20 protein-coding genes are annotated in these 25,796 nt (G+C 73.6%); 7 read left to right on the forward strand and 13 right to left on the reverse strand.

From position 1 onward, the window contains the following. Positions 1-141 precede the first annotated feature (141 nt). A complete protein-coding gene (locus ACPZVR_RS24410) occupies positions 142-1,371 on the reverse strand; it encodes a PucR family transcriptional regulator (RefSeq protein ID WP_436702288.1) in 1,230 nt (409 codons plus the stop codon). Between the two features lie 258 nt (positions 1,372-1,629). Between ACPZVR_RS24410 and ACPZVR_RS24415 the strand changes: the two genes are divergently transcribed. Further along, on the forward strand, positions 1,630-4,458 hold the full coding sequence (locus ACPZVR_RS24415) for an FAD-binding and (Fe-S)-binding domain-containing protein (RefSeq protein ID WP_436702289.1): 2,829 nt from the start codon (positions 1,630-1,632) through the stop codon (positions 4,456-4,458). Here ACPZVR_RS24415 and ACPZVR_RS24420 read toward each other — a convergent pair. The 4 genes from ACPZVR_RS24420 to ACPZVR_RS24435 form a co-directional block, all read right to left on the reverse strand. Continuing rightward, positions 4,445-5,269, reverse strand: coding sequence for an SDR family NAD(P)-dependent oxidoreductase (locus tag ACPZVR_RS24420; protein ID WP_436702290.1), 825 nt, complete (start codon positions 5,267-5,269; stop codon positions 4,445-4,447). The two genes, ACPZVR_RS24415 and ACPZVR_RS24420, sit on opposite strands and share 14 nt — an antisense overlap. Continuing rightward, positions 5,266-6,003: an SDR family NAD(P)-dependent oxidoreductase gene (locus ACPZVR_RS24425; RefSeq protein ID WP_436702291.1), complete on the reverse strand. Its 738-nt coding sequence runs from the start codon at positions 6,001-6,003 to the stop codon at positions 5,266-5,268. Before ACPZVR_RS24425 ends, ACPZVR_RS24420 begins: the two co-directional genes overlap by 4 nt. A gap of 216 nt (positions 6,004-6,219) precedes the next feature. After that, the gene (locus ACPZVR_RS24430) at positions 6,220-8,040 is read right to left on the reverse strand and encodes a phosphoenolpyruvate carboxykinase (GTP) (RefSeq protein WP_436702292.1); all 1,821 of its coding nucleotides are present in this window, start codon (positions 8,038-8,040) and stop codon (positions 6,220-6,222) included. 210 nt (positions 8,041-8,250) lie between these two features. Next, complete coding sequence (locus ACPZVR_RS24435) at positions 8,251-10,104, reverse strand: amino acid adenylation domain-containing protein (RefSeq protein ID WP_436702293.1); 1,854 nt, start codon at positions 10,102-10,104, stop codon at positions 8,251-8,253. A 58-nt stretch (positions 10,105-10,162) separates the two neighbouring features. On the opposite strand from ACPZVR_RS24435, the gene ACPZVR_RS24440 reads away from it, so the two are divergent. From ACPZVR_RS24440 to ACPZVR_RS24455, 4 genes are all read left to right on the forward strand, one after another. Next, the gene (locus ACPZVR_RS24440) at positions 10,163-10,852 is read left to right on the forward strand and encodes a helix-turn-helix domain-containing protein (RefSeq protein WP_436702294.1); all 690 of its coding nucleotides are present in this window, start codon (positions 10,163-10,165) and stop codon (positions 10,850-10,852) included. A gap of 76 nt (positions 10,853-10,928) precedes the next feature. Beyond that, positions 10,929-12,746: a TolB family protein gene (locus ACPZVR_RS24445; protein WP_436702295.1), complete on the forward strand. Its 1,818-nt coding sequence runs from the start codon at positions 10,929-10,931 to the stop codon at positions 12,744-12,746. Further along, positions 12,743-14,656: a hypothetical protein gene (locus tag ACPZVR_RS24450; RefSeq protein ID WP_436702296.1), complete on the forward strand. Its 1,914-nt coding sequence runs from the start codon at positions 12,743-12,745 to the stop codon at positions 14,654-14,656. The genes ACPZVR_RS24445 and ACPZVR_RS24450 overlap by 4 nt, the downstream gene beginning before the upstream one ends. A 28-nt stretch (positions 14,657-14,684) precedes the next feature. Beyond that, a complete protein-coding gene (locus tag ACPZVR_RS24455; protein WP_436702297.1) occupies positions 14,685-15,575 on the forward strand; it encodes a hypothetical protein in 891 nt (296 codons plus the stop codon). A 314-nt stretch (positions 15,576-15,889) separates the two neighbouring features. Here the strand turns inward: ACPZVR_RS24455 and ACPZVR_RS24460 are convergent, their stop codons facing one another. After that, a complete protein-coding gene (locus tag ACPZVR_RS24460; RefSeq protein ID WP_436702298.1) occupies positions 15,890-16,390 on the reverse strand; it encodes an Lrp/AsnC family transcriptional regulator in 501 nt (166 codons plus the stop codon). A gap of 118 nt (positions 16,391-16,508) precedes the next feature. Between ACPZVR_RS24460 and hppD the strand changes: the two genes are divergently transcribed. After that, on the forward strand, positions 16,509-17,714 hold the full coding sequence (gene hppD / locus ACPZVR_RS24465; RefSeq protein WP_436702299.1) for a 4-hydroxyphenylpyruvate dioxygenase: 1,206 nt from the start codon (positions 16,509-16,511) through the stop codon (positions 17,712-17,714). After that, entirely contained in the window at positions 17,714-18,988 is a 1,275-nt protein-coding gene (locus ACPZVR_RS24470; protein WP_436702300.1) for a Glu/Leu/Phe/Val dehydrogenase dimerization domain-containing protein, read from the forward strand. The genes hppD and ACPZVR_RS24470 overlap by 1 nt, the downstream gene beginning before the upstream one ends. A 29-nt stretch (positions 18,989-19,017) precedes the next feature. On the opposite strand, the gene ACPZVR_RS24475 is transcribed toward ACPZVR_RS24470, so the two are convergent. The 7 genes from ACPZVR_RS24475 to ACPZVR_RS24505 are packed head-to-tail and all read right to left on the reverse strand — an operon-like array spanning position 19,018 to position 25,649. Beyond that, positions 19,018-20,190, reverse strand: a complete 1,173-nt coding sequence (locus ACPZVR_RS24475) for a thiolase domain-containing protein (RefSeq protein ID WP_436702301.1) — start codon at positions 20,188-20,190, stop codon at positions 19,018-19,020. Further along, positions 20,184-21,719 (reverse strand): class I adenylate-forming enzyme family protein, encoded by a 1,536-nt coding sequence (locus tag ACPZVR_RS24480; RefSeq protein WP_436702302.1) that lies wholly within the window; start codon positions 21,717-21,719, stop codon positions 20,184-20,186. The genes ACPZVR_RS24475 and ACPZVR_RS24480 overlap by 7 nt, the downstream gene beginning before the upstream one ends. 5 nt (positions 21,720-21,724) lie before the next feature. Then, entirely contained in the window at positions 21,725-22,324 is a 600-nt protein-coding gene (locus tag ACPZVR_RS24485; protein WP_436702303.1) for a carboxymuconolactone decarboxylase family protein, read from the reverse strand. Next, the gene (locus ACPZVR_RS24490; RefSeq protein ID WP_436702304.1) at positions 22,321-23,028 is read right to left on the reverse strand and encodes an ABC transporter ATP-binding protein; all 708 of its coding nucleotides are present in this window, start codon (positions 23,026-23,028) and stop codon (positions 22,321-22,323) included. Before ACPZVR_RS24490 ends, ACPZVR_RS24485 begins: the two co-directional genes overlap by 4 nt. After that, the gene (locus tag ACPZVR_RS24495) at positions 23,021-23,749 is read right to left on the reverse strand and encodes an ABC transporter ATP-binding protein (protein WP_436702305.1); all 729 of its coding nucleotides are present in this window, start codon (positions 23,747-23,749) and stop codon (positions 23,021-23,023) included. The genes ACPZVR_RS24490 and ACPZVR_RS24495 overlap by 8 nt, the downstream gene beginning before the upstream one ends. Then, a complete protein-coding gene (locus ACPZVR_RS24500; protein WP_436702306.1) occupies positions 23,746-24,741 on the reverse strand; it encodes a branched-chain amino acid ABC transporter permease in 996 nt (331 codons plus the stop codon). The genes ACPZVR_RS24495 and ACPZVR_RS24500 overlap by 4 nt, the downstream gene beginning before the upstream one ends. Then, on the reverse strand, positions 24,738-25,649 hold the full coding sequence (locus ACPZVR_RS24505; protein ID WP_436702307.1) for a branched-chain amino acid ABC transporter permease: 912 nt from the start codon (positions 25,647-25,649) through the stop codon (positions 24,738-24,740). Before ACPZVR_RS24505 ends, ACPZVR_RS24500 begins: the two co-directional genes overlap by 4 nt. Positions 25,650-25,796 lie beyond the last annotated feature (147 nt).

Genomic DNA, 25,796 nt, shown 5'->3' on the forward strand with positions numbered 1-25,796 from the left:
GAGAGGGCGCCGGTGCAGAACTACGGGCGAACGCCAACTGATTCGAGCATTCCTATCGACGAATGTTCATCGTCGTCGGCGCGCCGGAGACCCGGCGAGCCGCCGGAGCGGAACCGACTCCCCGTCGCCGGTCCGTCGTCCCTACTCCGCGCGGGGGACGCCGCCCGCGAGCCGCGCGAGCTTCAGGCCCAGGTGGAGGGTGAGCCGGTCCCCGCCGTCATCGAGGTCGAGCCCGGTCACCTCCTCGATCCGGGCGAGCCGCTGGTAGAGCGTGGCGCGATGGATGTGCAGCGCCTCGGACGAGCGCTGGACGCTGCCGGCGAGGTCGAGGAAGGTCTCCGCGGTGGCCAGCAGCACCTCGCCGTTCCTGCTCGAGGCCAGCCCGGCGAGCGGCGCGAGATGCGCCGCGAGAGCGAGGTCGTGCGGATCGAGCTTCGCCAGGAGCCCGTACACACCCAGCGAGTCCCAGGGCACCACGTCGTCCACGCCGGGCAGGAACCGTGCGGCGCGAACCGCGATCAGGGCCTGCTGGTAGGAGTCGTGGGCGCTCACCAGGCTGGGCTGCCAGGCACCGACGCCCGCGATCGCGCGGACCCCCAGCCGCTCGATGATGCTGTCGATCAGCGGGCGCACCGCCGAGGCGGACGGAGTACCGTCGCGTGCGTGCGCGACGAGCACGACGAGATCGCGCGGTCGCGGCAGGCACAGGATCGCGGGATCCACTCCCATGCTCGTCACGTGCTGCGCCACCTGCCCGAGATCAGGGGCGGAGGCGCCGCGCTCCCCCGACGCGTCCGCGGGCCGTACGACGCTCACGCTCACCGCCGCGGCCGGCACCAGCAGCTCCTCGTCGATCGCCTCGATCTCGGCGGCGACCCGGGTCGGCTCGTCCGCGGAGATCAGGTCGCGCACCAGCGCACTGCAGCGCGCCTGGCGCCGCTGCATGAACAGCTCCCGCCGATACAGGATCACGCCGGCCTTGTCGGCGACGAGCGCGGCATCCGTCAGGTCGTCGCCCGACACGCGGCCGTCGTCGATGAGCCACAGGTAGCCCAACAGCAGACCGGCGCAGCGCACGGGCGCGCAGATCCGATCCTTCGCGCCGATGCTCTCGGGGACGTCGATGCGGTGCGGGCCGTCGAGCTCCGCGATGCCCAGGGACAGCACCCACTCCTGGAGGTCCGGGTCGACCCCGCGCCCGAGGATGGACTGCACGCGGACCGCGTCCTCGTCGCCGAAGTGCCGGCTCGCCGCGATCAGGTTGAGCGCCGGGTCGTCGAGAGCGACCGATCGCTGGAGGCGCTCGGCGAGTGCGTCGACGAGCTCCTGCAGGCTCTCGGACATCAGCAGCGAGTCGACACCCGGTGGCACCCGCCAGAGCCTAGTGGCACGTCCGGAAAGCTCTGATGCGCTTCGCGCACCCACAGCACGCACCTCGCGGCGTTGCCGACGCTTGCGAGACGACCCGGTATGGCTGCGCGCCGGCGCCTTGCGATCCACGCACCGTGAGCACGCCAACCGTTCCACAACTTCCCGGACGCACCACTAGGACGTATCTACCGAGTCCGCGCCCGGTGGCCGGACGGAGGCACCCGGAGCGCCGACCACCGCGCCCGATAGATTTCGACCGTGTCCGGCATCGCTCAGCAGCTCCAGCGCCACGGAGCGGGCGACGTCAGCGACGACGCCGCGGTCCTCGGCGCCTACTCCTCCGACGCCTCGCTCTACCGCGTCCCGCCCGTGGCCGTCGCGTTCCCGCGCTCGACCGACGAGGTCGCCGCGGTCCTGGCCGCGGCGCGCGCCGAGGGGCTGAGCGTCACCGCCCGCGGCGCCGGCACGTCGGTGGCGGGCAACGCGATCGGCCCGGGCGTCGTCGTGGACTTCAGCCGGCACCTGAACCGCGTCGTCTCGCTCGACCCGGACGCCGGGACCGCCGTGGTCCAGCCCGGCGTCGTGCAGGCGGTGCTCCAACAGGCGGCGGCGCCGCACGGGCTGCGGTTCGGGCCGGACCCCTCCACGAGCACCCGCTGCACCATCGGCGGGATGATCGGCAACGACGCGTGCGGGGCGCGCTCGCTCGCCTACGGGCGGACATCGCACAACGTGCGCGGGTTCCGCGGACTGCTGGCCGACGGCAGCCCGCTCACCACCGGCTACGACGCCGACGGGCGGCCGGTCGCGACGGTGGAGGGCACCGACGTGCTGGACCGGCTGCGCGGGCTGGTCGCGGGCGACCTCGGCACGGTCCGCACCGAGTTCGGCACCTTCGGCCGGCACGTCTCGGGACTCGCGCTCGATCACCTCGCGCCCGAGCGCGGCTTCGACCTGACCCGGGCGCTGGTGGGCTCCGAGGGCACGCTGGCCGTGCTCACCGAGGCGACGGTGCGGCTGGTGCGCGCGCCGCGGGCCGCCCTCATGGTGGTGCTCGGCTTCCCCGACTTCCCGACCGCGGGCTTCGCGACGCCCGAGGTGCTCGCCTTCGAGCCGTCCGCCTGCGAGGGCCTGGACCGGCGCATCGTCGAGGTGATCCGCGAGCGCCGCGGCCCGGACGCCGTGCCCGCGCTGCCACCGGGCGACGCCTGGATGTTCGTCGAGCTCGCGGGCGACGATCCCGACGACGTACGACGCCGCGCGGAGCTGCTCGCCGCGGCCGGCCTCGGTGTCTCGGCGCTGGTCGTCGACGATCCGCGCACGGCCGACCGGCTCTGGAAGATCCGGGCCGACGGCGCCGGGCTGGCGGGCCGGGCCCCGTCCGGTCGGCCCGCCTGGGCCGGCTGGGAGGACGCCGCCGTCCCGCCCGAGCGGCTCGGCACCTATCTCACGTCGTTCGAGCAGCTGCTCGCCCAGCACGAGCTGACGGCCATGCCGTTCGGCCATTTCGGCGAGGGCTGCCTGCACGTGCGGATGGACTTCCCCTTCGACCGCCCCGACGGCGCGGACCGGTTCCGCGCCTTCCTCCAGGACGCCGCCGACCTGGTGACCTCGCTCGGCGGATCGCTGTCCGGCGAGCACGGCGACGGGCGGGCGCGCAGCGACCTCCTGCCGCGGATGTACTCCCCGGCCGCGCTCGGGCTGATGGCGGCGGTCAAGGACGTCTTCGACCCGACCCGGATGCTCAACCCGGGCATCCTGGTCGAGCCCGCCTCGAGCTCGGCGGACCTGCGCTACACCTCGACCGCGCGCCTCACCCAGGGACTCGCGCTCGCCTACTCCGCGGACGGCGGCGACTTCGGGCAGGCCGTGCACCGCTGCACCGGCGTGGGCAAGTGCCGCGCCGACAACAGCGGCTCGGGCGGCGTGATGTGCCCGTCGTACCAGGCCACGCGGGAGGAGATCCACTCCACCCGCGGCCGGGCGCGGCTGCTGCAGGAGATCGTCAACGGGTCCAGCCCGACCACGTGGAGCTCGCCCGAGGTGCACGAGGCTCTCGACCTCTGCCTCTCGTGCAAGGGCTGTGCGTCGGACTGCCCGACCGGCACCGACATGGCGTCGTACAAGGCCGAGGTGCTGCACCAGACCTACAAGCGCCGGCTCCGTCCGCGCGCGCACTACTCGGTCGGCTGGCTGCCGCGCTGGGCCAAGCTCGGCTCGGCGATGCCGCGCTTCGCCAACAGCTCGATGGGCGTGACGCCGCTGCGCAAGGTCGCGCTCAAGGCGGCCGGCGTCGACACGCGGCGCCGGATGCCGGCGTTCGCTCGGCGTACCTTCCGGCGCGCCTTCGGCGGCGCGACCGGGACCGGCACGCCCGTGGTGCTCTTCGTCGACTCCTTCACCAACCACTTCGCGCCCCAGGTCGCGGACGCGGCCGTCGAGGTGCTGCGCGACGCCGGGTACGACCCCCGGATCACCCGGCAGCAGGAGTGCTGCGGCCTGCCCTGGATCAGCACCGGTCAGCTCGACGGCGCCGCCCGGCGACTGCGCGGCATGGTCGACGCCCTCGCCGCCGATGCCCGCGCCGGGACGCCGATCGTGGGTCTGGAGCCGTCGTGCACGGCCGTGCTGCGCCACGAGCTGCGCGAGCTCGTGCCCGGAGCGGACGCCGCCGCCGTCGCCGATGCGACGACCACCCTGGCCGAGCTGCTGTCGCGGACGCCCGGCTGGACGCCACCCGACCTGACCGACACCCGGATCGTCGCGCAGCCGCACTGCCACCACCATGCCGTGATGGGCTGGACCACGGACCGCACGCTGCTCGAGAGGGCGGGCGCGAAGGTCGAGGCGCTGCCGGGCTGCTGCGGGATGGCCGGCAACTTCGGCGTCGAGCAGGGGCACTACGAGGTGTCCGTCGCCGTCGCGGAGCAGCACCTGCTCCCCGCCGTCCGCGCCTCCGCCGACGACGCCGACCGGGTCGTGCTCGCCGACGGCTTCTCGTGCCGCACCCAGCTCGACGAGCTCGCCCCCGACGCCCGGCCGCTGCACCTGGCCGAGCTGCTGGCCCGCGGGCTCAACCGGCGCTGAGCCACTCCCGGGTGCGGGCGTCGAGCAGGGCGCGCGCGGCCTCGTCCCGGGCCGGCGGTGCCGGGTCGGCGGGGCGACCCTTGCGGTAGTAGCCGGAGGCGGCGGCGGGGTCGGCGGCCAAGCGGACCAGATGTGCCGCCGACTCGGCGGGCGACATCAGCATCCGCCGCTCCAGCGGACGGGCCAGGTTGCGCAGCCGGCGCAGAAGCGGGCGGGTCTCCAGGCCGCGGTCGGCGATGTTCGTCGACACCGCGCCGGGGTGGACGGCCAGGGCACGCAGGCCGCGGTCGCCGTACTGCTCGGCCAGAAGGGCCGCGTGGTGGACGAGCCCGAGCTTCGAGGTCCCGTACGACGCCCAGGAGTCGTAGGGCACCGGCCGGCCGAGCAGCTGGTCGGTGCTCCCCCGCTCGTGCAGCTGGGAGACCACGTGGAGCACGCACGGAGTCGGCGCCGTCAGGAGGGCGGGGAGCAGCGCGGTGGTGAGGTCCACCGTCCCGAGGTAGTTGACCCGCCAGTGGGTCTCGTGCCCGTCGGTCAGCTGGGGCGCGGTCCAGCGCGAGCCGAGGTCGAGGTGGATCCCGGCGCTGTTGACCAGCAGGTCGAGGCGGTCCGCGCGGTCGGCGTACCAGCCGGCGAAGGCAGCGACCGAGGTCCGGTCCGCGAGGTCGAGCGGGTGCCAGGCATGACCGTCGACCGCTGCGCCGCGGGTCGTGACGACCACGTCCCAGCCGGCGGCGGCGAGCGCGTCGGCGACCGCGCTGCCGATCGAGCCCCGCCCGGCACCGGTGACGACGGCGCGCGGGGCGCTCACCAGACGACGCCCCGGTCGACCACGAGGTTGGCGCCGGTGACCGACGCGGCGGCGTCGGAGGCGAGGTAGAGCAGCGCCTCGGCGACGTCGGCCGGCGGCATGAAGCCGGGGATGACCGAGGTGCTGCGGGCGACCAGGTCCCAGTTGGTCTCGGCGGGCAGACCGGCGGCCGCGGCCTCGACCATCGGGGTGGCGATGCCACCCGGCGACACGCAGTTGACCCGCACGCCCCGCGTGCCGAACTCGACGGCCAGCGCGCGCATGCCGAGGAGCAGCGCGGCCTTCGAGGAGCAGTACGGCGCGTTGTAGGGCTGTCCCATCACGGCAGAGATCGAGGCGACCGAGACGACATTGCCCTTGCTCTCGACGAGGGCGTCGGCGAACGCCTGGGCGAGCATCAGCGGCGCGAGGGCGTTGACGTCGAAGTGCTTGCGGAGCAGGTCCGCGGTGATGGCGCCGATCTCGGCGAACTTCTGGATGCCGGCGACATTGCACAGCACGTCGAGACCGCCCAGCTCCGCGAGCGCGCCCACCACGAAGGCGTCGCGGGCTGCGTCGTCGGCCAGGTCGCAGGCGACCACGCCGTCGGCCGCGACCACGTCGGTGGCGACCACGGTGGCACCCTCGGCCCGGAACAGCTCGGCGACGACCTGGCCGAGGCCGCCGGCGGCGCCCGTGACGACGACCCGGCGGCCGGTGAAGCGCTGGGCGCGGGGAGCGGACTGCTCGGTCATGGTTCCTCCTGGCTCGTGGCGCCGGGTGCGGCGTTCCGCGAGAACAATAGAACCTGTTCTATTTTCTGGCGACACGGGTCGCGCCCGCGCATGGCCGGAGGCGCCCGGCGCGACGGCCCGGACGAGAACGGCACCGGGCCGGGAACAGCCGGGAAGGGGCCCGAAAGCACAGTGCCCCGGCTCCGAGGAGCCGGGGCACTGCGGATGACGACGGGGTCAGCCCTCGAGGGCCTTGGCGACCCGGCGGTGCGCCTCCCAGATCTCCTCCGGGAGACCGTCGAACTGCGCGAGGTGCTTCTCGCGGTGGCCCATCTCCTGCTGCCAGCGCTCGACGTCGATCGTGAGGACGCGGTCGAGGTCGGCGAGGGTCTGCTCGTCGCAGCCCTCGAGGTTGAGCTCCTCGCGCGCCGGGATGACGCCGACCGGCGTACGGACGCCGGTGACCTCACCGTTGAGGTACTGCATCAGCCACACGAGCGGACGCAGGTTCTCGCGGTAGCCGGGCCACAGGAAGCGGCCGTCCTCGCCGCGCTGGAACCAGTTGACGTGGGCGAAGACCGGCTTCTGGGTCGCGCGGCCGATGACCTCGAGCCAGTGCGCGGCGTAGTCGGCCTCGGAGTAGGACATGAACGGACGCATGGACATCGGGTCGTAGCGCAGCACGCCCTCGAGGCCGTCGGCCGCGGCGGTCGCCTCGGCACCGAGCGTCAGGCCGTCGTAGACGCCCTCGGCGATGTCGTCGATCGCGCGGATCAGCGGCTCACGGTCGCGGGTGCGGCCACCGAAGATGATGCCGTGGATCTCGACGCCCTTCGGGTCCTCGAAGTCCTTGGCCACGTTGGGGACGTTCGCCAGCGTCGTCGTGAAGCGGCTGTTGGGGTGCGCCCACGGGTCGTCGGCGTGCTCGGGGGCCCGGTCGGCGATGACCTCGCCCTTCCAGTCCTCCCAGCCGTCGAGGTCGGTCGGCTTCTCGCTCTTGCCCTCCCACCAGACCTCCTGGGTCTTCGGGTTGTAGGCGACATTGGTGAAGATGGCCCCGGTGCCCGGCACGATCGAGTCGATCGCCGTCGGGTTGGTCTTCTCGTTGGTGTCCTTGGCGACACCGAAGACGCCGTTCTCCGGGTTCATGCCGTAGAGCTTGCCGTCGTCGCCGACCCAGATCCACGCGATGTCGTCGCCGTAGAACTCGACGTAGTAGCGGTCACCGAGGGCGTCGGGCGCCAGCGTCATCGCGAGGTTCGTCTTGCCCGAGGCCGACGGGAAGCCACCGCAGATGTTGTACTTCTTGCCGGTCTGCTTGTCGGTGATGCCGAGCAGCATGAACTGCTCCACGAGGAAGCCGTTCTTCCAGCCGTCGTAAGAGCCCTGGCGCAGGCCGTGGGCGATCTTGCCGAGCAGGGCGTTGCCGCCGTAGGACGAGCCGAAGTGCAGGATCGTGCGCTCGTCGGCGACGGTCACGAAGTAGCGCTTGTCGTCGGGCGTGCCCTGGCCGAGGTTCTCCAGGTCGCCGGTCACGTGGACGGCCTTGACGAAGGAGTCGCCGAGGTCGTTGATGTACTCGACGCCGACGCGCGCCATGCGGATCATCTGGAGGACGACGTTGCGGTTGTCGGTGAGCTCGACACCGGCGGCGAACTTCTCCACCGGCGAGCCCTTGGGCGACATGAGGTAGGGGATGACGTACATCGTCTTGCCCGCCGAGGCGCCGGTCATCAGCTCGACGAGCTTCGGCTTCATCTCGGCGGCGGGCTTCCAGTTGTTGTAGACGCCCTTGTCGGCCTCGTCGGAGGTCGCGACGATGGTGCGCTCCTCGGCGCGCGCGGTGTCCTTGAAGTAGGAGCGCGAGTAGTAGAGGCCCTCGCCGGCGGGGAGGAGCTCGCCGGCGTCCAGGGACTCCTGGACCAGCCGCGCGTCGTCGGCCGCGGACACGACCTCGATGCGCTCTGCCCCCGTGATGTTGGCCCAGTGTGCGACGTACTCACGAACGTGGGGGTTGGTGAGACCCGCCTCGTCGAGCGTCCGCTCCACATCAACCATGTGCTTCGCCAGCCTTTCGGTCCAAGTCAGCAGTGTGGGCACGCTACCCCACAGCCCACCCGGGTTTTCCCGGGGTTCGAATCGTGTGATCCGGGGACACCGTCGTCCGCGTGACAGTCACCATGACACCCGTTTTGCGATGACGCACATCGGCGCGTACCTCGACTCAGCGGGGTGAACGCCGCCCTCCGCGATTGGATCGATCGAATGTCACGGGCGCGCGGCCAGCAGCTCCCGGGCACGGCGCAGCCGGCGGAAGTACGTCGCGCGGCTGAGGAAGCTCGACCGCATTACCGCGTCGTGCGTGGCCCCGGCCGTGAGGTAGCGGCGGACGACGAGGTCGAGCAGGGCCGGCTCCCCCGCGAGCGCGTCGTCCACCCGCGCTCGCACCCACGCCCGCTCCCGCTCGCTCGCGGCACCGTAGCCCTCCACCGCCGCGACGAGATCGGTACGGCGGTCCGCGGGCCCGCCCTGCTCCGCGACGACCGCCGCGTGCAGCAGCCCCGCGAGCCCGCCCGGTCCGACGTCGGCGACCCAGGTGGTGACCGGGACGCCGTCGACCGCGCGCCGCAGGGCCGCGACCTCGGCGTAGCCGTAGGTCTCGAGGACCGCCCGCTCGCCCGGCGGGTCCCCCACCAGGTTGACGTGGTCGCTGCGCGGATTGCCGACACCGCATTGGGACAGGCCCGCGGCGTTGCGCACCCAGGCGACCTCGGGCTCGACCACGTCGTCGAAGGTCAGCTGGAGGGCCGTGACCACCGCCCGGTCGGTCGCGCCCGCGCGGCGGGCGTGCTCGACGACCGGCGCCACCAGCCGCGCCTCGGGGCCGCGGATCGCGCTCGCGGCGTCCATCGGCAGGGCGGCCACGAGTGCGACCGGGCGGCCGTCGGCGCACCGCACCACCCGGGTGCGGTCGCCCAGCCACGGCGCCACCACGTCCCACAGCCGGGGATGCCGGGCCCGCAGCGCCGGGCGTACGGCGAGCGCGTCGCTCGCCCGCCAGCGGTCGGCGTAGTGGCGGCTGAGCGTCGTCGGCCCCAGCCCCGCGCGCAGCCCGGGGTCCTCGACCAGCGCCGCCAGCCGCGGCAGCGCGCCGGCCTCGCCCGCCACCGCGCGGGCGTGCTCGTGGGCCGCGACCCGCAGCACCGCCGCGCTCGCGCGCCGAGGCTCCTCGAGCCGCAGCCGATCGGCCAGCTGCCGGGCCAGGGCCGGGTGGAGCACGAGGCGGTCACCGGCCGGCTCCACGACGCTGGTCTCCCGCAGCGCCTCGGCCAGCTCGGCCGCACGACCGGGGAACAGGTCCGCGAGCAGCGGCCCGTCGACACCGGCGGCGAGCACGACGACCGCCAGCAGGTCGGGGTCCAGCCGGTCGAGGGCCGCATCGGCGAGGTGGGCGGCGAGCTCGTCGCCGCACGACCGGGCCAGGGCCACGTCGTCGCCCCCGCCCGCCAGGGCCCGGGCACGGGCACCGAGGACCAGCGCCAGCGGCAGCCCGGCCGCTCGCGCGGTCAGCGCGGCACGCACGGCCGGATCGTCGACGTCGTGCCTGACCAGGAGGGCGTCGGCCTCGGCCGCGCCCAGACCGGACATCCGGATCCGCAGGGCCAGCGCGGCGAGCGGGTCGGGCAGCCAGCGCGGGGGGAGGGCGCGTGCCGCGACGACCAGCCGGGCGTCCTCCGGCAGCCGCGCGACGGCCGGGCCGACGGCGCCGAGCGCGGGGCCGAGGGCATCGGCCTCGTCGATCAGCAGGACCGGGGCGGGGCCGCCGCGCGCGTCGAGCCCGTCCAGCACGGCCACCACGTCGTCGACCCGCGCATCGAGCGCGACCACCCGCCGACCGCACCGCTCCGCCCGGCGGGCGACCTCGCGCAGCACGGCGCTCTTCCCCACGCCGCCGCGGCCGGTGACCGCGAGCACCCGCAGCGTCCCGGCGGGGTCGAGCAGGCGATCGAGCGGCCGCTCCAGCTCCGCGGGGCAGACGTAGCGGCGCGCATCCAGCCCCTCGGCGTACGCCGCCAGGGTGGGCGCGTCCGGCCGGCCGGGCCGCAGCTGCACGATCCCCATGGAGGAAGGGTAGGAGCAGCGTTGACGAGTGGTCAACGGTGTCGCCTAGAGTGGGGGCGTGACCACCAGCCTCCTGCGCGGCCTGCGTGCCCTCGAGCTGCTGGGCGGCGAGGCGCTCGGCGTCTCCGAGATCGCCCGCCGCCTCGGCGTCGACAAGGCCGGCGTCTCGCGGATGCTCGGCCAGCTGCACGCCGAGGGCTGGGTGCTGCGCACGGGCGCGCGCTACGTGCTCGGCGAGCGCGCGCTGTCCATGGTCGCCACCGACCCCGCGTCCGTACGGCGCCGGGCCACTCGGATCGCGGAGCGACTGCACGAGAGCACCGGCCTGACCGCGGTCGTGCTCCGGCTCGCCGGTGACGGCGCCCGGCCGGTGGCCGTGGCCGGGACGGCGGACTTCCTCGACCCGGAGGCGCCCTACGAGCACCTGTGGTCGACCGCGGGCGGCATCGCCCTGCTCGCCCAGGTCCCCGACCCCGAGCTCGATCGGCGGCTCGACGTCACACCGTGGCCGACCTCCTCCCCCGCGGCGCCGCGCGACGCCGCGGCCGTCCGGGAGCTGGTCCGGGCGGTGCGGGCGGGAGCGCCGGCCGAGGAGCGCTCCTGGACCATCGAGGGCGCCGGCTGCGTCGCCCTGCCGTGGCCGGTGACCGAGCCGGGGCCGCCGTACGCCGTCCTCGCGCTGGGCCCGGTCGGCGCCGTCGACCGTGACGCCGTGCGCCGAGCCGTGCGCGACGCGGTCGAGGGCTGAGCGGGCAGTCTCAGCCTGGTCTCACACCGGCGCGAACCGCTCGGCACCCTCCCCCGCCGGGCTCCACCATCACGACGTGACCTCTCGTGCCCCGCGTCGCCCGCTCCTCGGCCTGCCCGTCAGTCTGCTCGTCGGCCTGCTCTCCGGGCTGCTCGTCGTGCCCGCCCTGGCCCTGACCCCGCTCGGGGCGCTCCCGTCGCAGGCCGGTCCCACGGCGCCGGCCCGCGGCAAGGCGCTGACGGTCACCCCCGCCCAGCCGATGGCCGGGGAGCGGACCCGGTTCAGCGGACGGGCCAAGGGCGTCTCCGGTCGCGCGACGCTGGAGCGGAGGAAGGGCAAGCGCTGGGTCGCGGTCGCGCGCGGCGTGGTGAAGCAGGGCAGGTACCGGGTCAGCGCGCGGGTGAGGAAGGCCGGCACCTACCGGGTGCGTGCCGGCGGGTTCACCTCCCGGCAGGTCAAGGTCCGGCTCGCGGCCCAGGCGGCGCAGATGGGTGTGGGGGCGCCGCCGTTCGTCAGCGGCCTGGCGCGCCAGGTCACCGCGACGGTGACCCCGGTGCGCGCGGGCCGGACCGTTCTCCTCCAGCGCCTCGACGGGGCCACCTGGGCCACCGTGGCCTCCGCCTCCGCGGACGGCGCCGGCACCGCGCGGATCGCGTACGCCGGCGGGCCGGCCGGCACCACGTCGTACCGGGTCGTCGGGACAGGCCATCGAGGCGCTGCTCCGGTGACCTCGGCTGCGCAGTCGGTGCGCACCGCCGGCTCGCCCGAGCTTGCCAGCCCGGGCACGTCGCCCGGCGACGGCTCCTTCGAGCCGTCGGTCTCGGCCGACGGCCGGTGGGTCGCCTTCACCTCCGACTCGCCCCTGCTGCCCGCCGACGCCGATGCCCACCAGGACGTCTATCTCTACGACCGGGTGAGCGGCGCCCTGAGCCTGGCCGTGCCGCAGGCGAACCACCACGTCAACGCGCCGGTGCTCTCCGGCGACGGGCGGTACCTGGCGTTCGACTCCATCGCCTCCAACCTCGCCGGCGAGCCGGGTTACGACTCCGACGTCTTCGTCCTCGACCGGGCGAGCGGCCAGATCGAGCTCATCTCGACGACGTCCGGGGGCACGGCGGCGGCCGACGACGACTCCTACCTCGCCGACCTCAGCGACGACGGCCGGGTCGTCGCGTTCACCTCCCTCGCGACGGACCTCGTCGCGAGCTCGCCGCCCCCGAACAACAGCGTCCGGCACGCCTACGTGCGCACCCGCGGCGACATCAGCCGCCCCCTCGACCGCACCTTCGGCGGGTGGTCGGACGCCAACATCTACGGCCTCGACCTCAGCGCGGACGGCAGCCGGGTCGCGTTCCAGAGCAGCGACACCGACCTCGATCCCGGCGACGTCACCGGATCGGCGATCTTCGCCTGGGACATCGCCGCGAGCGGGCCGATCTCCGGCCGCACCAACCTCACGCCCGACATCGACGCGGACAGCCCCTCCGTGGGCGGCACCGGCGACGAGCTGGCCTTCACCACCGACGTCGCCCTGTCGCCCGCCGACCTCAACGGCGCGCGCGACACCTACCTGCGCACGGTCGCCGGGAGCTTCGTCCTCACCGGCCCGTACGGCGCGGCGGGCAACCCGGGCGGCACGCTCTCCGACGACGGCCGCTACGTCTCCATGGGCACCAAGAACGTGCTGCCGGGCGACACGAACGGCGCCCAGGCCGACATCGTGCTCTGGGAGCGGGCCACCGGCACCAGCACCCTCCTCACCCGCGCCGGGGCCGGCGCGAGCGGCGAGGACCAGCTCTCCGCGGACGGCTCGGTGCTCGTGTTCGGATCCTCCGCGGCCGTGACCCCGGGCGCGAGCGGCGACTACGACGTCTTCGTCCAGGTGCTGCGGTGAGGAGCTGGGTCGCCGCGACCGCGGGGCCGGCGCTCATCGCGGCGACGGTGGCGACGTCCCCGGTCCGCGCCGCCGACACCGATCCGTGGAGCGGCGTCCAGTGGACCACGCCCGTCGCCGTCTCCCCGGCCGGGGTGGACCTCGCGGCGGGCGGGGTGTGGCCGCTGGCCGACGGGTCCCTGCTGGCGCTGTGGTCGGTTGCCGACGACCCCGGTGCCGCCGGCGACGGGCCGGCCCAGGTCTGGTCGCGCACCAGGACCTCCGACGGGCTGTGGGGGCCGCCGGAGCAGGTGAGCGACTACCAGCAGTACTTCACGACGTACCCGAACTTCAGCTGGGACGTCGACGCCACCGGCGCCGCGGTCGTCGCCTGGACGCAGTACGACCCCGGCACGTCGTCGTGGACCTACCGGGCCGTCACCCGGTCGGTGTCCGGAGCGTGGGCCGTGCCGCACACCGTCGCCGTCGAGGACACCGGTGCCGTGGGCTCGATCAGCCTCAGCGGCACCAAGGCCGTCGCGGTCGCCCCCGACGGCGACGCCACGATCGCCTTCGAGGCCCGGGAGGCGCAGGAGGATCCCGGTGAGAACAGCGCGGACCCGGAGGTCTTCCGGACCCACGGGTCGGGCTCCACCTGGACGACGCCGGAGGAGGTCTCGGTGGAGACCCCGGCGACCCCCGTCGGCTGCGTCGAACCGGACCCCGACGACTGCCCCGACCGCGAGGGGCCGTCGGACCAGCCGGCGGTCGCCTTCGACGGATCGGGGCAGGAGTGGATCGCCTGGGTGCACCGTGAGGCGGCCGACGAGCCCGCGGAGGAGGCGGGCGTCTTCCTGCGCGGCGCGACCACCACACAGCTGGCCAGCGGCTCCGAGCTCGAGGCGCGCTCCTTCGGCCTCGCCGCCATCGACGCCGACCCGGCCGGCGGCGTCGCCCTCGCCTGGCACCGTCAGGTCCCGACCGGCACCGAGACGTGGGCGCACGCGGGCGGCGACGTCGCGGGCGCGACCGGGCTGATCACGCCCGCCCCCGTCAACGCCGCGGTCCGCTCGATCGCCATGGTCGGCGGTCGGGCCGTCGTGGTCGTCGGCGTCCCGCCCTCCGCGATCGACGGCAGCCGGGACCTCCACACCGCCCTGCGTCCCCCCGGCGGACCCTGGGGACCGGTCGCGGCGATGAGCGAGGACGGCGCCGACGTCGTCGGCACCGGCGGTCGTGCCGTCCTCACGCCGGCGGGGGTTCCGGTCGTCGGCTACGCGCACGCGACCACGGATCGGGGCCGGGTGCTCGCTCCCGCGGGGAACGGCTGGTCGAGCATCCCCTTCAGCGGCGCGCTGGACCTGTCCGGGCCGGCGACCGTCGTGCAGTCGCTCCACCTCACCTCCGACGGGCGGCTCCTCGCCGGCTGGCTGTCCGCGGACGGCGGCGCGGACCGCCTGCATGCCGGTGCCAGCAGCGGGCTTCCCGGGGCGGTGACGCCGCCGACGCCCCCCTCGCCCCCCTCGCCCCAGCCGCCCACACCGCCGCCGACGACGCCGGTGGGTCCGGCCGCGCTCACGACCGTCGACGACGGCGCGCTGACCCGCTCGGCCGGCTGGAAGCGGACCCGCTCGCCGTCGTACGCCGGCGGCACGGCCGTGCTGTCGAAGCGCCGCGGCGCGACCCTCACCCTGCGCCGGACGACGCTCAGCCAGGTCGGCGTCGTGGTCAGCGCCTGTCGTCGGTGCGGCAAGGTCGACGTGTTCGTCGGGCGCACACGGATCGGCCGGATCTCGCTCCAGGGAGCCGCGGCCCACCAGCAGCTGCGCCTGCTCCCCGCGTTCGCCGTCCGGACCGGCAAGGTGCGCGTCGTCGTCGCCTCGTCCGGGCGGCCCGTGCGGGTCGACGGTCTCGCGATCCGCACCGGTTGAGGGGCCGTCACGCGGGTAGGAGGCGGCCATGAGCCTCCCGCCCCCGCCACCCGCGGGGCCACCACCCTCGGGACCGCCGCCGGGACCGCCGCCCGGCTGGGGTCCGCCCGGCTGGGGTCCGCCCGACTGGGGTCCGCCCGGGTACCCGCCGTTCGGGCCGCCGCCGCGCCGGCGACGGGTCGGCCTCGTGGTCGGGACGGTGCTGCTGGCGGTCGTCCTGCTCGCCGCCATCGGCGTCGGGGCCTTCCTGATCGCGGGTGGGGGCGACGACGACGGGGACCGCACGGCCGACGACCGGAGCACCGCCGCCTCCGGCTCCCCCTCCGGCTCCCCCTCCGGCTCCACCGCCACCGGGACGCCGTCCACCACGGGATCCCCCGACGGCTCGACCACCCCCACCGACGCCCCGAGCTCGGGCCCGTCGACGCCGTACACACCCTCGGACGACACCGACGACGACATCCACAACGACGTCCGCACCGCCGACTTCCCCGGCGACTGGGACTTCCGGCTCGGGGACGTCGAGCACCACGCGACCCTGGTCCGCTCGGTCGACCACGCGAGCTGTGCCCCGGTCGAGGAGCGCAACGTGCTGACCCGGCAGCGCTGCCAGTACGCCGCGCAGTGGGTCTTCAAGGCCGTGCGCGGTCAGGTGCGGCTGACCCATCTGTTCTTGGTGTTCGACACCGAGCGCCACGCCAAGGCCGCCCAGGCGGCGATGAAGGACCAGGACTTCGACCTGCCGGCCGACAGCACCCTCCCGTCCTTCGCGCAGGGCCGATGGAGTTCCGGCGTCTACGGCAACATCGTCGCGGTGACCATCGGCACCGCGCGGGCGGGCGTGTCCGAGAAGCGGCTGACCTCGCTGGTCAACACCATGAACAGCGACTACCGGTCCGCCCTGCTGTTCGGCTCCTGATGGGGCCGAGCGTGTCGCGGACGCGGCTCGCGTCCGGCAGTGCCCACCCCGGCCGGGATCTTCGCCGCGAAGTTTTTCCGCGAACCTGGTGACAAAGCGCGGCGGCATCTGCCATGCTGCTCTCGCCGCCGCAGGTGACCCGAGACGCCTGCGGCGGCTTCCAGTTTTTATGGGCCGAGCGTGTCGGATATCGGGTCAGATCGAGCGCTGCCGGGCGCTGTAACTACCTGTCCACGCCCCTACCTCACCGGTCTACGGGTCAGGTGGCAGCAAGAACAGGTAGTTACAGCTCAGGGCGTGCTGCGCCGGCGGCGTCAGTCCCGGTACGCCGGCGCGCGGCGACTCGGCGACGGCTCGGCACTGGCCAGCAGCGGCAGCACCCGCGGCGCGATGAGCACCGACAGCACCATGACGCTGGTCGAGCGGACGACCGACGACGACTGGTCGATGCGCACCAGCGTCGCCTGCAGCTCCGGGTGCGAGCGGGTGGCCACGCGGCACAGGACGTCGTAGGAGCCGGTCGTCACGTAGGCCTCGAGGACCTGCGGGATCGCCTCGAGATCGCGGGAGACCTCGTCGAGGGCGCCTTGGGAGATCTCGAGGGTGACATAGGCCTGCACCTCGAACCCGGCGGCGGCGACGTCGAGGGTGGGGTCCCAGTCGGCGATGACGCCGGCCTCGGTCATCCGGCGCAGCCGGCTCTGCACCGTGGCCCGGGCGACCTGCGTGCGGCGGGACAGCTCGAGGTCGCCGGCCCGGGGGTGCTCGGTGAGCGCGGTGAGCAGCGCGATGTCGATGCGGTCCAGGGCGAGCATGGATCCAATCTAGACAATCTGCACATCTCGGCGCACTCATCGGCAGCAGAAGGCACCACTCTGCCTACCTCCTGCTACACAGGTTGTGGGGTCGATCGACCTCTGCTGTGCTCCTCGCATGTCCCTCCAGGAGACCCTGACCAGCGAGGAGCGGCTCGCCGAGCTCGACCTCGACACGCTCAAGCAGCTCGTCGGCCTCGTCGAGTACGACGACCGCGAGGACCCCTTCCCGGTGACGGGCTGGGACGCCGCCGTGTGGGTGGTCGGCAACGCCACCCAGTCCGCGCACTTCTTCGTCTCCGCCTTCGGCATGGAGCTGGTCGCCTACTCCGGTCCGGAGACCGGCAACCGCGACCACGTGGCGTTCGTGCTCAAGAGCGGCGCGGTCCGGTTCGTGATCAAGGGCGGCGTGGACCCGCGCAGCACCCTGCTCGACCACCACCGCCGGCACGGCGACGGCATCGTCGACATCGCCCTCGAGGTGCCCGACGTCGACAAGTGCATCGCGCACGCCCGCTCGGTCGGTGCGACGATCGTCGAGGAGCCGCACGACCTCAGCGACGAGCACGGCACCGTCCGGATCGCCGCGATCGCGACGTACGGCGACACCCGGCACACGCTCGTCGACCGCAGCCGGTACGACGGGCCGTACCTGCCCGGCTATGTCGCCCGGACCTCCCCCTTCGTCCGCCGCGAGGGCGCCCCGAGGCGTCTCTTCCAGGCGCTCGACCACATCGTCGGCAACGTCGAGCTCGGCCGGATGGACGAGTGGGTGGAGTTCTACCGCAAGGTCATGGGCTTCACGAACATGGCCGAGTTCATCGGCGACGACATCGCCACCGACTACTCCGCGCTCATGTCCAAGGTCGTCGCCAACGGCAACCACCGGGTGAAGTTCCCGCTCAACGAGCCGGCCGTGGCGAAGAAGAAGTCGCAGATCGACGAGTACCTCGAGTTCTACGACGGCCCCGGCGCCCAGCACCTGGCGCTGGCGACCAACGACATCCTCGACACCGTCGACCGCCTGCGCGCCGAGGGCATCGAGTTCCTGGCCACGCCCGACTCCTACTACGAGGACCCCGAGCTGCGGGCCCGGATCGGCGAGGTCCGGGTGCCCGTCGAGGAGCTGCAGAGGCGCGGCATCCTGGTCGACCGCGACGAGGACGGCTACCTGCTGCAGATCTTCACCAAGCCGCTCGGCGACCGGCCGACCGTCTTCTTCGAGTTCATCGAGCGGCACGGCTCGCTGGGCTTCGGCAAGGGCAACTTCAAGGCGCTGTTCGAGGCCATCGAGCGCGAGCAGGAACGACGGGGGAACTTCTGATGACGACGACCGCGGGGACGACGACCGGCGCCGGCATGCTGGAGCTGCTCGGCCGCTTCGAGTCCAAGGCCCCCGAGATCGTCTTCGAGTGGCACGACGCCGAGACCGAGGCGAAGGGCTGGGCGGTCATCAACTCGCTGCGCGGCGGCGCCGCCGGCGGGGGCACCCGGATGCGCGCGGGCCTGGACCGCAGCGAGGTCGAGGCGCTCGCCAAGACCATGGAGGTCAAGTTCACCGTGTCCGGGCCCGCCATCGGCGGCGCGAAGTCGGGCATCGACTTCGACCCCTCGGACCCACGTCGCGAGGGCGTCCTGGCGCGGTGGTTCAAGGCCGTCTCCCCGCTGCTGAAGACCTACTACGGCACCGGCGGCGACCTCAACGTCGACGAGCTGCACGACGTCATCCCGCTCACCGAGCGCTACGGCCTGTGGCACCCGCAGGAGGGGATCGTCAACGGCCACTTCGCCGCCGACGAGCGCGAGCTGGTGCAGCGCGTGGGCATGCTGCGCCTCGGCGTCTCCAAGGTGGTCGAGGACCCGCGCTACACGCCCGACCGGGACCGGAAGTACACCGTCGCCGACCTTGTCACCGGCTGGGGCGTCGCGGAGTCGGTCGTCCACTACTACGCGACCTACGGCGCCGACCGCGGCCAGCGGCTCGCGGGCAAGCGGGTGATCGTCCAGGGCTGGGGCAACGTCGGCTCCGCCGCGGCGTACTACCTCGCCCAGGCCGGCGCCCGGGTCGTCGGGATCGTCGACCGCGCCGGCGGCCTGGCGAACCCCGACGGCTACACCGCCGAGGAGGTCCGTGCGCTCTTCCTCGCCAAGGAGGGCAACGCCCTGCGCGCCGACGACCTGATCCCCTTCGAGGCGCTCGACGAGACCGTCTGGGACAGCGGCGCGGAGATCTTCCTGCCCTGCGCCGCCTCGCGCCTGGTCACCGCCGAGCACGTCAAGCGCCTGGTCTCCGGCGGCCTCGAGCTGATCTCCGCCGGCGCCAACGTGCCCTTCGCCGACCCGGAGATCTTCTACGGGCCGACCTACGAGTTCGCCGACCAGCACGTCGCCGTGATCCCCGACTTCATCGCCAACTGCGGGATGGCCCGGACCTTCACCCTACTCATGGAGGGCATCCCCGAGGTCTCCGACGAGGCCGTCTTCGGCGACGTCTCCCGGACCATCCGCGAGGCGCTCGAGCGGTGCCACGCGCGCTCGGCGTACCCGACCTCGGTGGCGGCGACCGCCTTCGAGATCGCCCTCGACCAGCTGGTCTGAGCCTGGCTGAGCCGGCCCCGCCCGGGCCGCTACAGCGCGGCGAGCACCGACACGTGGTTGGCGACCGCCAGTCCGCCCATGTTGTGCACCGCGCCGACCCGGGCGTCCTCGACCTGGACGCCCGGGAAGGTGCCGGTCAGCTGCATGGCGACCGACACGTGCTGGGACACCCCGGTCGCGCCGACCGGATGGCCTTTGGACTTCAGGCCCCCGGACGGGTTCACCGGGAGCGCGCCGCCCGGGAGCACCGTGCCGTCGTCGAGGACCCGGTGCCCCTCGCCGCGCGGCGCCAGGCCGAGCACCTCGTAGAGCTGGAGCTCCGCGATCGTGAAGCAGTCGTGCAGCTCGACCAGGTCGAGGTCGGACCGGCTCATCCCGGCGTCCGCCAATGCCCGCCGCCAGGCGAGCTCGGTGGCCGCGAAGGCGAGCGGGTCGCGGCGGGCCACCGGCAGGTGGTCGTTAGCGAACGCCCAGCCGGCCACCCGGACCGCGCCGTGGTGCCGGGAGGTGGGTCGCCGGCCGAGCACCAGCGCCGCCGCGCCGTCCGAGACGGGTGAGCAGTCGGTACGCCGCAGCGGGTCGGCGACCATCGGGTTCCGCTCCGAGGTGGTCGAGCAGAACTCGACGCCCAGGTCCTTGCGGAGGTGCGCGAACGGGTTGGCCGCGGCCAGGCGGTGGCTCTTGGCGGCGATCGCGCCGAGGGTGTCGCTGACCGGGCCGTGCCGCTCCTCGTAGGCCCGGGTCACGTCGGCGAAGAGCCCCGCGAAGCCGGTCGTCGAGGTGGTGCCGGCGGCGTCGTAGTCGGCACCGAGCAGCGCCGCGCCGACCGTCTCGGGGGGAAGGCCGGTCATCTTCTCCGCGCCGATGACGAGCACGTGCTCGGCCCGTCCGGACAGCAGCTGGCCGAGCCCGGTGTGCACGGCGGCGGACCCCGACGCGCAGGCGTTCTCGACGCGCAGCGCGGGCACTCCGAAGAGGGCGTCGTCGATCTGCAGCGCCAGCGACGACGGGAACCCGAGCGGCTGCATTCCGGAGTTGAACTGGCCGAGCACGACCAGGTCGACCTGGCCCGGCTCGATCCCCGCGTCGTCCAGGGCCGCCCGGCCCGCCTCGACGACCAGCGACTCGAGCGTCGCGTCCTGGTGCTTGCCGAACGCCGTGTGGCCCCAGCCGAGGATCAGTGCCTCGTCCCTGCTCACCATCCCTGCCATCCTCCTCGCAGCTGCTTCTTGTCGATCTTCCCGACGGCGGTCGTCGGCAGGCCGTCCACCAGCACGACGGCCTTCGGTCGCTTGTACGTCGTCAGCCCCTGCCGGGCCGCGGACCGGAGCGCCTCCTCGGTCGCCTCGGCGTCCGACGGGTTCTCGGGGACCACGAAGGCGACGACCGCCTCGCCCCAGTCGGGGTGCGGCACGCCGGCCACCGCGACCTCACGGACCCCCGGCACACGCGCCAGCACCTGCTCGACCTCACTGGAGTAGACGTTGAGGCCGCCGGTGATGATCATGTCCTTCTTGCGGTCCACGAGGTGGAGGTAGCCGTCCTCGGTCAGGTAGCCCAGGTCGCCCGTGTGCAGCCAGCCGTCGCGCAGGGCCGCGGCGGTCTCGTCGGGACGGGCCAGGTAGCCCTCCATCGTGTACGGCGAGCGGGCGGTCACCTCGCCGACCTCGCCGGGCGGGCACGGCGTGCCGTCCTCCCCCACGACGCGGACGTCGGCCATGACGACCGCCTGGCCGCAGCTGGTCAGGCGCGACGCGCCCGCCGGGTCCAGCCGGTGGTCGTCGCGCCGCAACCGGGTCAGGAAGTTCGGCGCCTCGGACTGGGCGTAGAGCTGCATGAACACCGGCCCGAACAGGCGCAGGCCCTGCTCCAGCCGGTCGCGGGTGATCGGCGCGGCGCCGTACAGGATCGTGCGCAGGGAGGACGTGTCGACGTCCCCGCGCTCGACCACCTCGTCGAGCAGCCGGTAGATCATCGTCGGGACCAGGAAGAGGTAGGTGACCCGGTCCCGCTCGATCCGGTCGACGACCGCACCGACGTCGAAGCCCTCCTCCAGGAGCACCGTCGCGCCCTTGGCGAGGGCGGCCTGGAGCAGGAAGCCCGCGCTGTGGGGCAGCGGCGAGGTCAGCATCAGCACGTCGTCGGCGGCCAGCTCCATCTCGACCAGGTGCGACAGCAGGTTCATCGCGATGCCGCGCTGCGTGTGGACCACGCCCTTGGGCCGCCCGGTGGTGCCGCCGGTGTACATGAGCAGCGCGCGCCCCGAGCCGGGTACGCCGGGCGGGTCGGTGAGCGGCGGATGGTCGAGGGCGTCGGCCCACCCGTCCGTCGCGCCGCCGACGACCAGCAGGCGCGGCGCGGACCCCTCGGGGAGGCTCGCACCGAGCGCGACGGCCCGGGCGTGGTCGACGATGCACAGCACCGCGCCGGAGTCGGCCAGCACGTAGGCCTGCTCGTCGTCGGACAGCATCATGTTCATGGGGACCTTCGCGGCGCCCAGCAGCGCCAGCGCGAGGTCCGCGACGACGTACGCCACGCCGTTGGGCAGGGCCAGCGCCACCGGCGAGCCGGGGCCGACGCCCCAGGTCCGGAGCCGTCCCGCCAGCCGGCGGGCGTGATCGTCGAGCTCCCGATAGGTCCAGGTGCGACCGCCCGCGACCACCGCGGGACGGTCGCCGTGCCGGGCCAGTGCGGGGACGAGGTAGTCCCGCAGCACGGGATCGGTGGGCATCTGCATCATCCTTCCGAGAGCGCCGGGTCGGGTCCGACCTGGGCGACCCGCATCGCGGTGGCGAGGGCGCGATAGAGGCCGACGAGCCACACGACCTCCTGCAGCCGCGGCCAGCCGAGCTGCGTGAGGGCGTCGTCGAACGCGTGCGACGCGAGGTCGCCGTGCGCGCAGAGGTCGTGGGCGACGGTGCGCACCACCAGGTGCGCGCCCGACGCGCACGGGCTCCCGTCGCGGATCGCGGCGACCAGGTCCGCGGGCGCGCCGGCCCGCCGGGCGAGCGGCTCGTGTCCCGCCCACATGTAGGCGCAGTCGTCGAGGGCGGCGATGACGAGGATGACCAGCTCGCGCTCGACGGCACTGAGCTCGCCCTCCCGGAACCGCCCGGCGAGGGCGAGGACCGCCTCCCCGACCCGAGGACTCGCCGCCATCAGGTCGAAGGGCCCGCTCAGCCGCCCGTCGGCGTCGACCGGGTCGATGCCGAGCCCGGCCCCGGCCCAGCGGTCCCGGACCAGCTCGACGAACGCCCGCTGGTCGTCGGAGAGCGGGCCGGCCGTCGTCCACGGCGCGCGGCCGAGGAGGCCCGGAGCGGCCGGCGTACCGCTCACTGCTCCCCCAGGTACGCCGAGCGCACCCGGTCGGAGCGGAGCAGCTCCTCGCCTGTCCCCTCGAGCACGATCTGCCCGTCGGCGAGGACGTAGCCGTGGTCGGAGAGTCCGAGGGCCCGGTGCATGTTCTGCTCGGCCAGCAGCACGGTGACGTCCTGCGCCGCGATGGTCTCGATGACGTCGAAGACCTGCGCGACGACGATGGGCGCCAGGCCGAGCGACGGCTCGTCGAGGACGAGCAGCCGGGGTCGCGAGACCAGGGCCCGCCCGAGGGCGACCATCTGCTGCTCGCCGCCCGACATCGTCCCGCACAGCTGGCGGGAGCGCTTGCGCAGGATCGGGAACAGGTCGAGCGCGAGGTCGATGCCGTTGTCCGAGCGCCCGCGCGCGGCCGGGTGGTGCAGCCCGAGCCGGAGGTTGTCGCGCACGGTCATCTCCTTGAACAGCCGCCGCCCCTCCGGCACGATCGCCATCCCCAGTGCCGGGCGGTCCGCCGCCGAACGCCGGGTGATGTCCTCGCCGTCGAGGAGGATCCGGCCGGCCGCGACGGGCTGCATGCCCAGCAGGGCCTTGACCAGCGTGCTCTTGCCGGCACCGTTCGAGCCGATGAGGGATGCCGTCGTGCCCGCCGCCACCCGCAGGCTGACGCCCCGCAGGGCGGCCGCCTCGCCGTAGTTGACGACCAGGTCCTGTACCTCAAGCATCGACCGGTCCTCCCAGGTAGGCCTCGATCACTCGAGGGTCGTTGAGCACCTCCGCAGGGGTGCCGTCCGCCAGGTTCTGTCCCTGGTTGAGCACGTACATCCGGTCGGCGAGGGTGGAGACGGCGCGGACGTTGTGCTCGATGTAGATCACCGCCATGCCGCGCTCGCGCAGGCTCGCGATCAGCTCCATGCCCAGCGCGGCCTCACTCGGGTTGAGCCCGCCGAGCACCTCGTCGAGCAGGATGAGGGAGGGGTCGAGCGCCACGGCCCGGGCGATCTCGAGGAACTTCCGCTCGTGCAGGGTGAGGGAGTCGACCGCGTGCGTGGCGTGCGCCGCCAGGCCGACGGCGTCCAGCACGTCGCGGGCTCGCTCGAGAGCGGCGGTCCGGCCGGTCGCGTGGCGCCCGAACATCGACGCGGTGGCGACGTTCTCCTCGACCGTGAACGAGCCGAGGGGGCGAGGGACCTGGAAGGTCCGCGCGATGCCGGCGTGCGCGCGGTGGTGCGCGCTCGCCCGGGTGATGTCGCTCCCGTCGAACTCGATGGTCCCCGCCGTCACCGGCAGCGAGCCCGCGATCGTGCTCAGGAGCGTGGTCTTGCCGGACCCGTTCGGACCGACCAGTCCGACGATCTCGCCGGCGGCCACCTCGATGTCGACCTCGCTGAGGGCCTTGACCCCGCCGAAGCGCTTGGTGATGCCGTGGCAGCGCAGCAGGCTCATCGCGCAGCTCCTTCCAGTGCCGACGTCCGCCGCGAGGCACGACGCCGAGGGAGCGCCCCGGACACTCCGTGGGGCAGCAGGGCGATGACTACGACGAGCGCGACGCCCAGGATGATCTGCGACAGCTCGGGTGAGCCGAGGTCGAGCAGCGCCTCCCGAAGGACCACGACCGAGGCCGCGCCGATGAGCGGTCCCCACCAGCGGGTGATGCCGCCCAGGATGGTCATCATGATGACGAGCAGCGGGATGTTGAGGCTGAACACCGCCCCCACCTCGACGTACCCGAGGTAGATCGCCTGCGGCGCGCCGGCCAGTCCCGCGAGTATCGCGCTGACGACGAAGGTGAGCACCTTGTAGCGGTAGGTCGGTACGCCGAGCGACTCGGCGACCTGCTCGTCGTCCCGGATCGACCGCAGCGCCGCGCCCCAGCGGGTGCTCGAGGTGGCGATGGCGACGCCGGCCGTCAGGACGGCGAGACCGGTGGCGATCACGAACAGGTGGCCGGTCGACGAGCCGGCCCACGAGTCGATCGCGTGCTCGCGGACGAAGACGCCGGTGCCGCCGTCGAGGAAGGCGACATTGGACACGACCGTGACGACGATGAAGGCCATGGCGAGGGTGATCAGGCCGAACAGGTCGCCGGAGAACCGGGACGACGCGAACACCGCCAGGCCGACCACGAGGGCCAGTGCTCCGGCGGCCAGGCCGGCCACGAGGAGCACGACGACGAAGGGCGCGTCGGTGTGCCGGAACACCGCCGCCGCGGCGTAGGTCCCGATGCCGAAGAACACGCCGTGACCGAAGCTGGCGTAGCCGGTGTTGCCCGAGAACAGTCCCCAGCTGAGGGCGAGGACGATCCAGGTGACGAACTGGAACCCGAAGGCGACGACGAAGTCCGAGCCGACGGCGGGGACGACGACGGCGGCGACGACGGCACAGCCGGCGACCGCGGCGAACTGGCGCCAGAGGGCGAGATCGCGCAGGTCGTTCATGCGGTCCTCCCGGAGGTCATGCGCTCCCGCGCGATGCGGGTGAGCGGCTGGAGGGCGAGGAAGAGGAAGAGCACGCCGAAGGTGACGGCCGGCGCCCACTGCGGCGGGAACCAGAGCGACCAGGCGTTCTGGATCATCATCAGCACGACCGCCGCGACGAGCGCGCCGAGCGGCCGGCCGAGCCCGCCGAGCATGGTGGCGACCACGACGATGCCGATCCACTGCAGCGGCAGGGTCGGGGTCAGCGGCATCCGCAGGCTGACGACCATCCCCGCGACGGCCGCCGTCGCCGCGGCCAGTCCCGAGACGGCGAGCGTCAGCGGGAGCACCCGGACGCCCAGGGTCTCGGCGATCGCGGCGTCCTGGCGCATCGCCTGCACCGCCCGCCCGGAGCGCGTGCTGCGCAGGGCGTACGCCGCCAGGCCGACCATGAGGCCCGCACAGACGAGCGCGACCAGGTCGATGGGCTGCACGGCCAGCTGCGGGAGCGGCTCGGGCAGCCGGATGCTCGTGGTGAAGCCGTCGGAGAGGAGCGGGCGGAGGTTCAGCAGGTCCGGGCTCCAGATCATCGACACGACGCTCTCGGTGACGATGAACAGCGCGAAGGTGATGAGCAGTGTCGTGAACGGCTGGGCGTCGATGAGGTGGAAGAGCCACTGGACGCCCACCCCCACCGCGAAGAACGCCGGCACGGTCACCGCGAGGGTGAGGAACGGGTCCCACAGCAGCTCGGTCACCAGGCTGTAGGTCAGGTAGGCGCCGAGCAGGGTGAGCGAGAGGTGGAAGAAGTCGGCCACCCCGAGGTGGCCCCACTTGACGCTGAGGCCCAGCGCGATGCTGCCGAACAGGCAGCCGAGCAGTGCTCCGTTGAGGAGCGTCTGGGCGAGCGCGAGGGAGGAAACGGACATGGAGGTCTCCCAGTCGATCCGGTGGTCGGTCCGGTGGTCGGTCCGGTGGTGGGGGGGGGGGGGGGGGGGGGAAGAAAAAAAGAAGGGGGGGGGGGGGGGGGGGGGGGGAGGAGGGAGGGGGGGGAGCTGGGCCAAAAAACAAAAACG

It is taken from the genome of Nocardioides segetis (assembly GCF_051390595.1).
In the GTDB taxonomy this organism is placed as follows: domain Bacteria; phylum Actinomycetota; class Actinomycetes; order Propionibacteriales; family Nocardioidaceae; genus Nocardioides.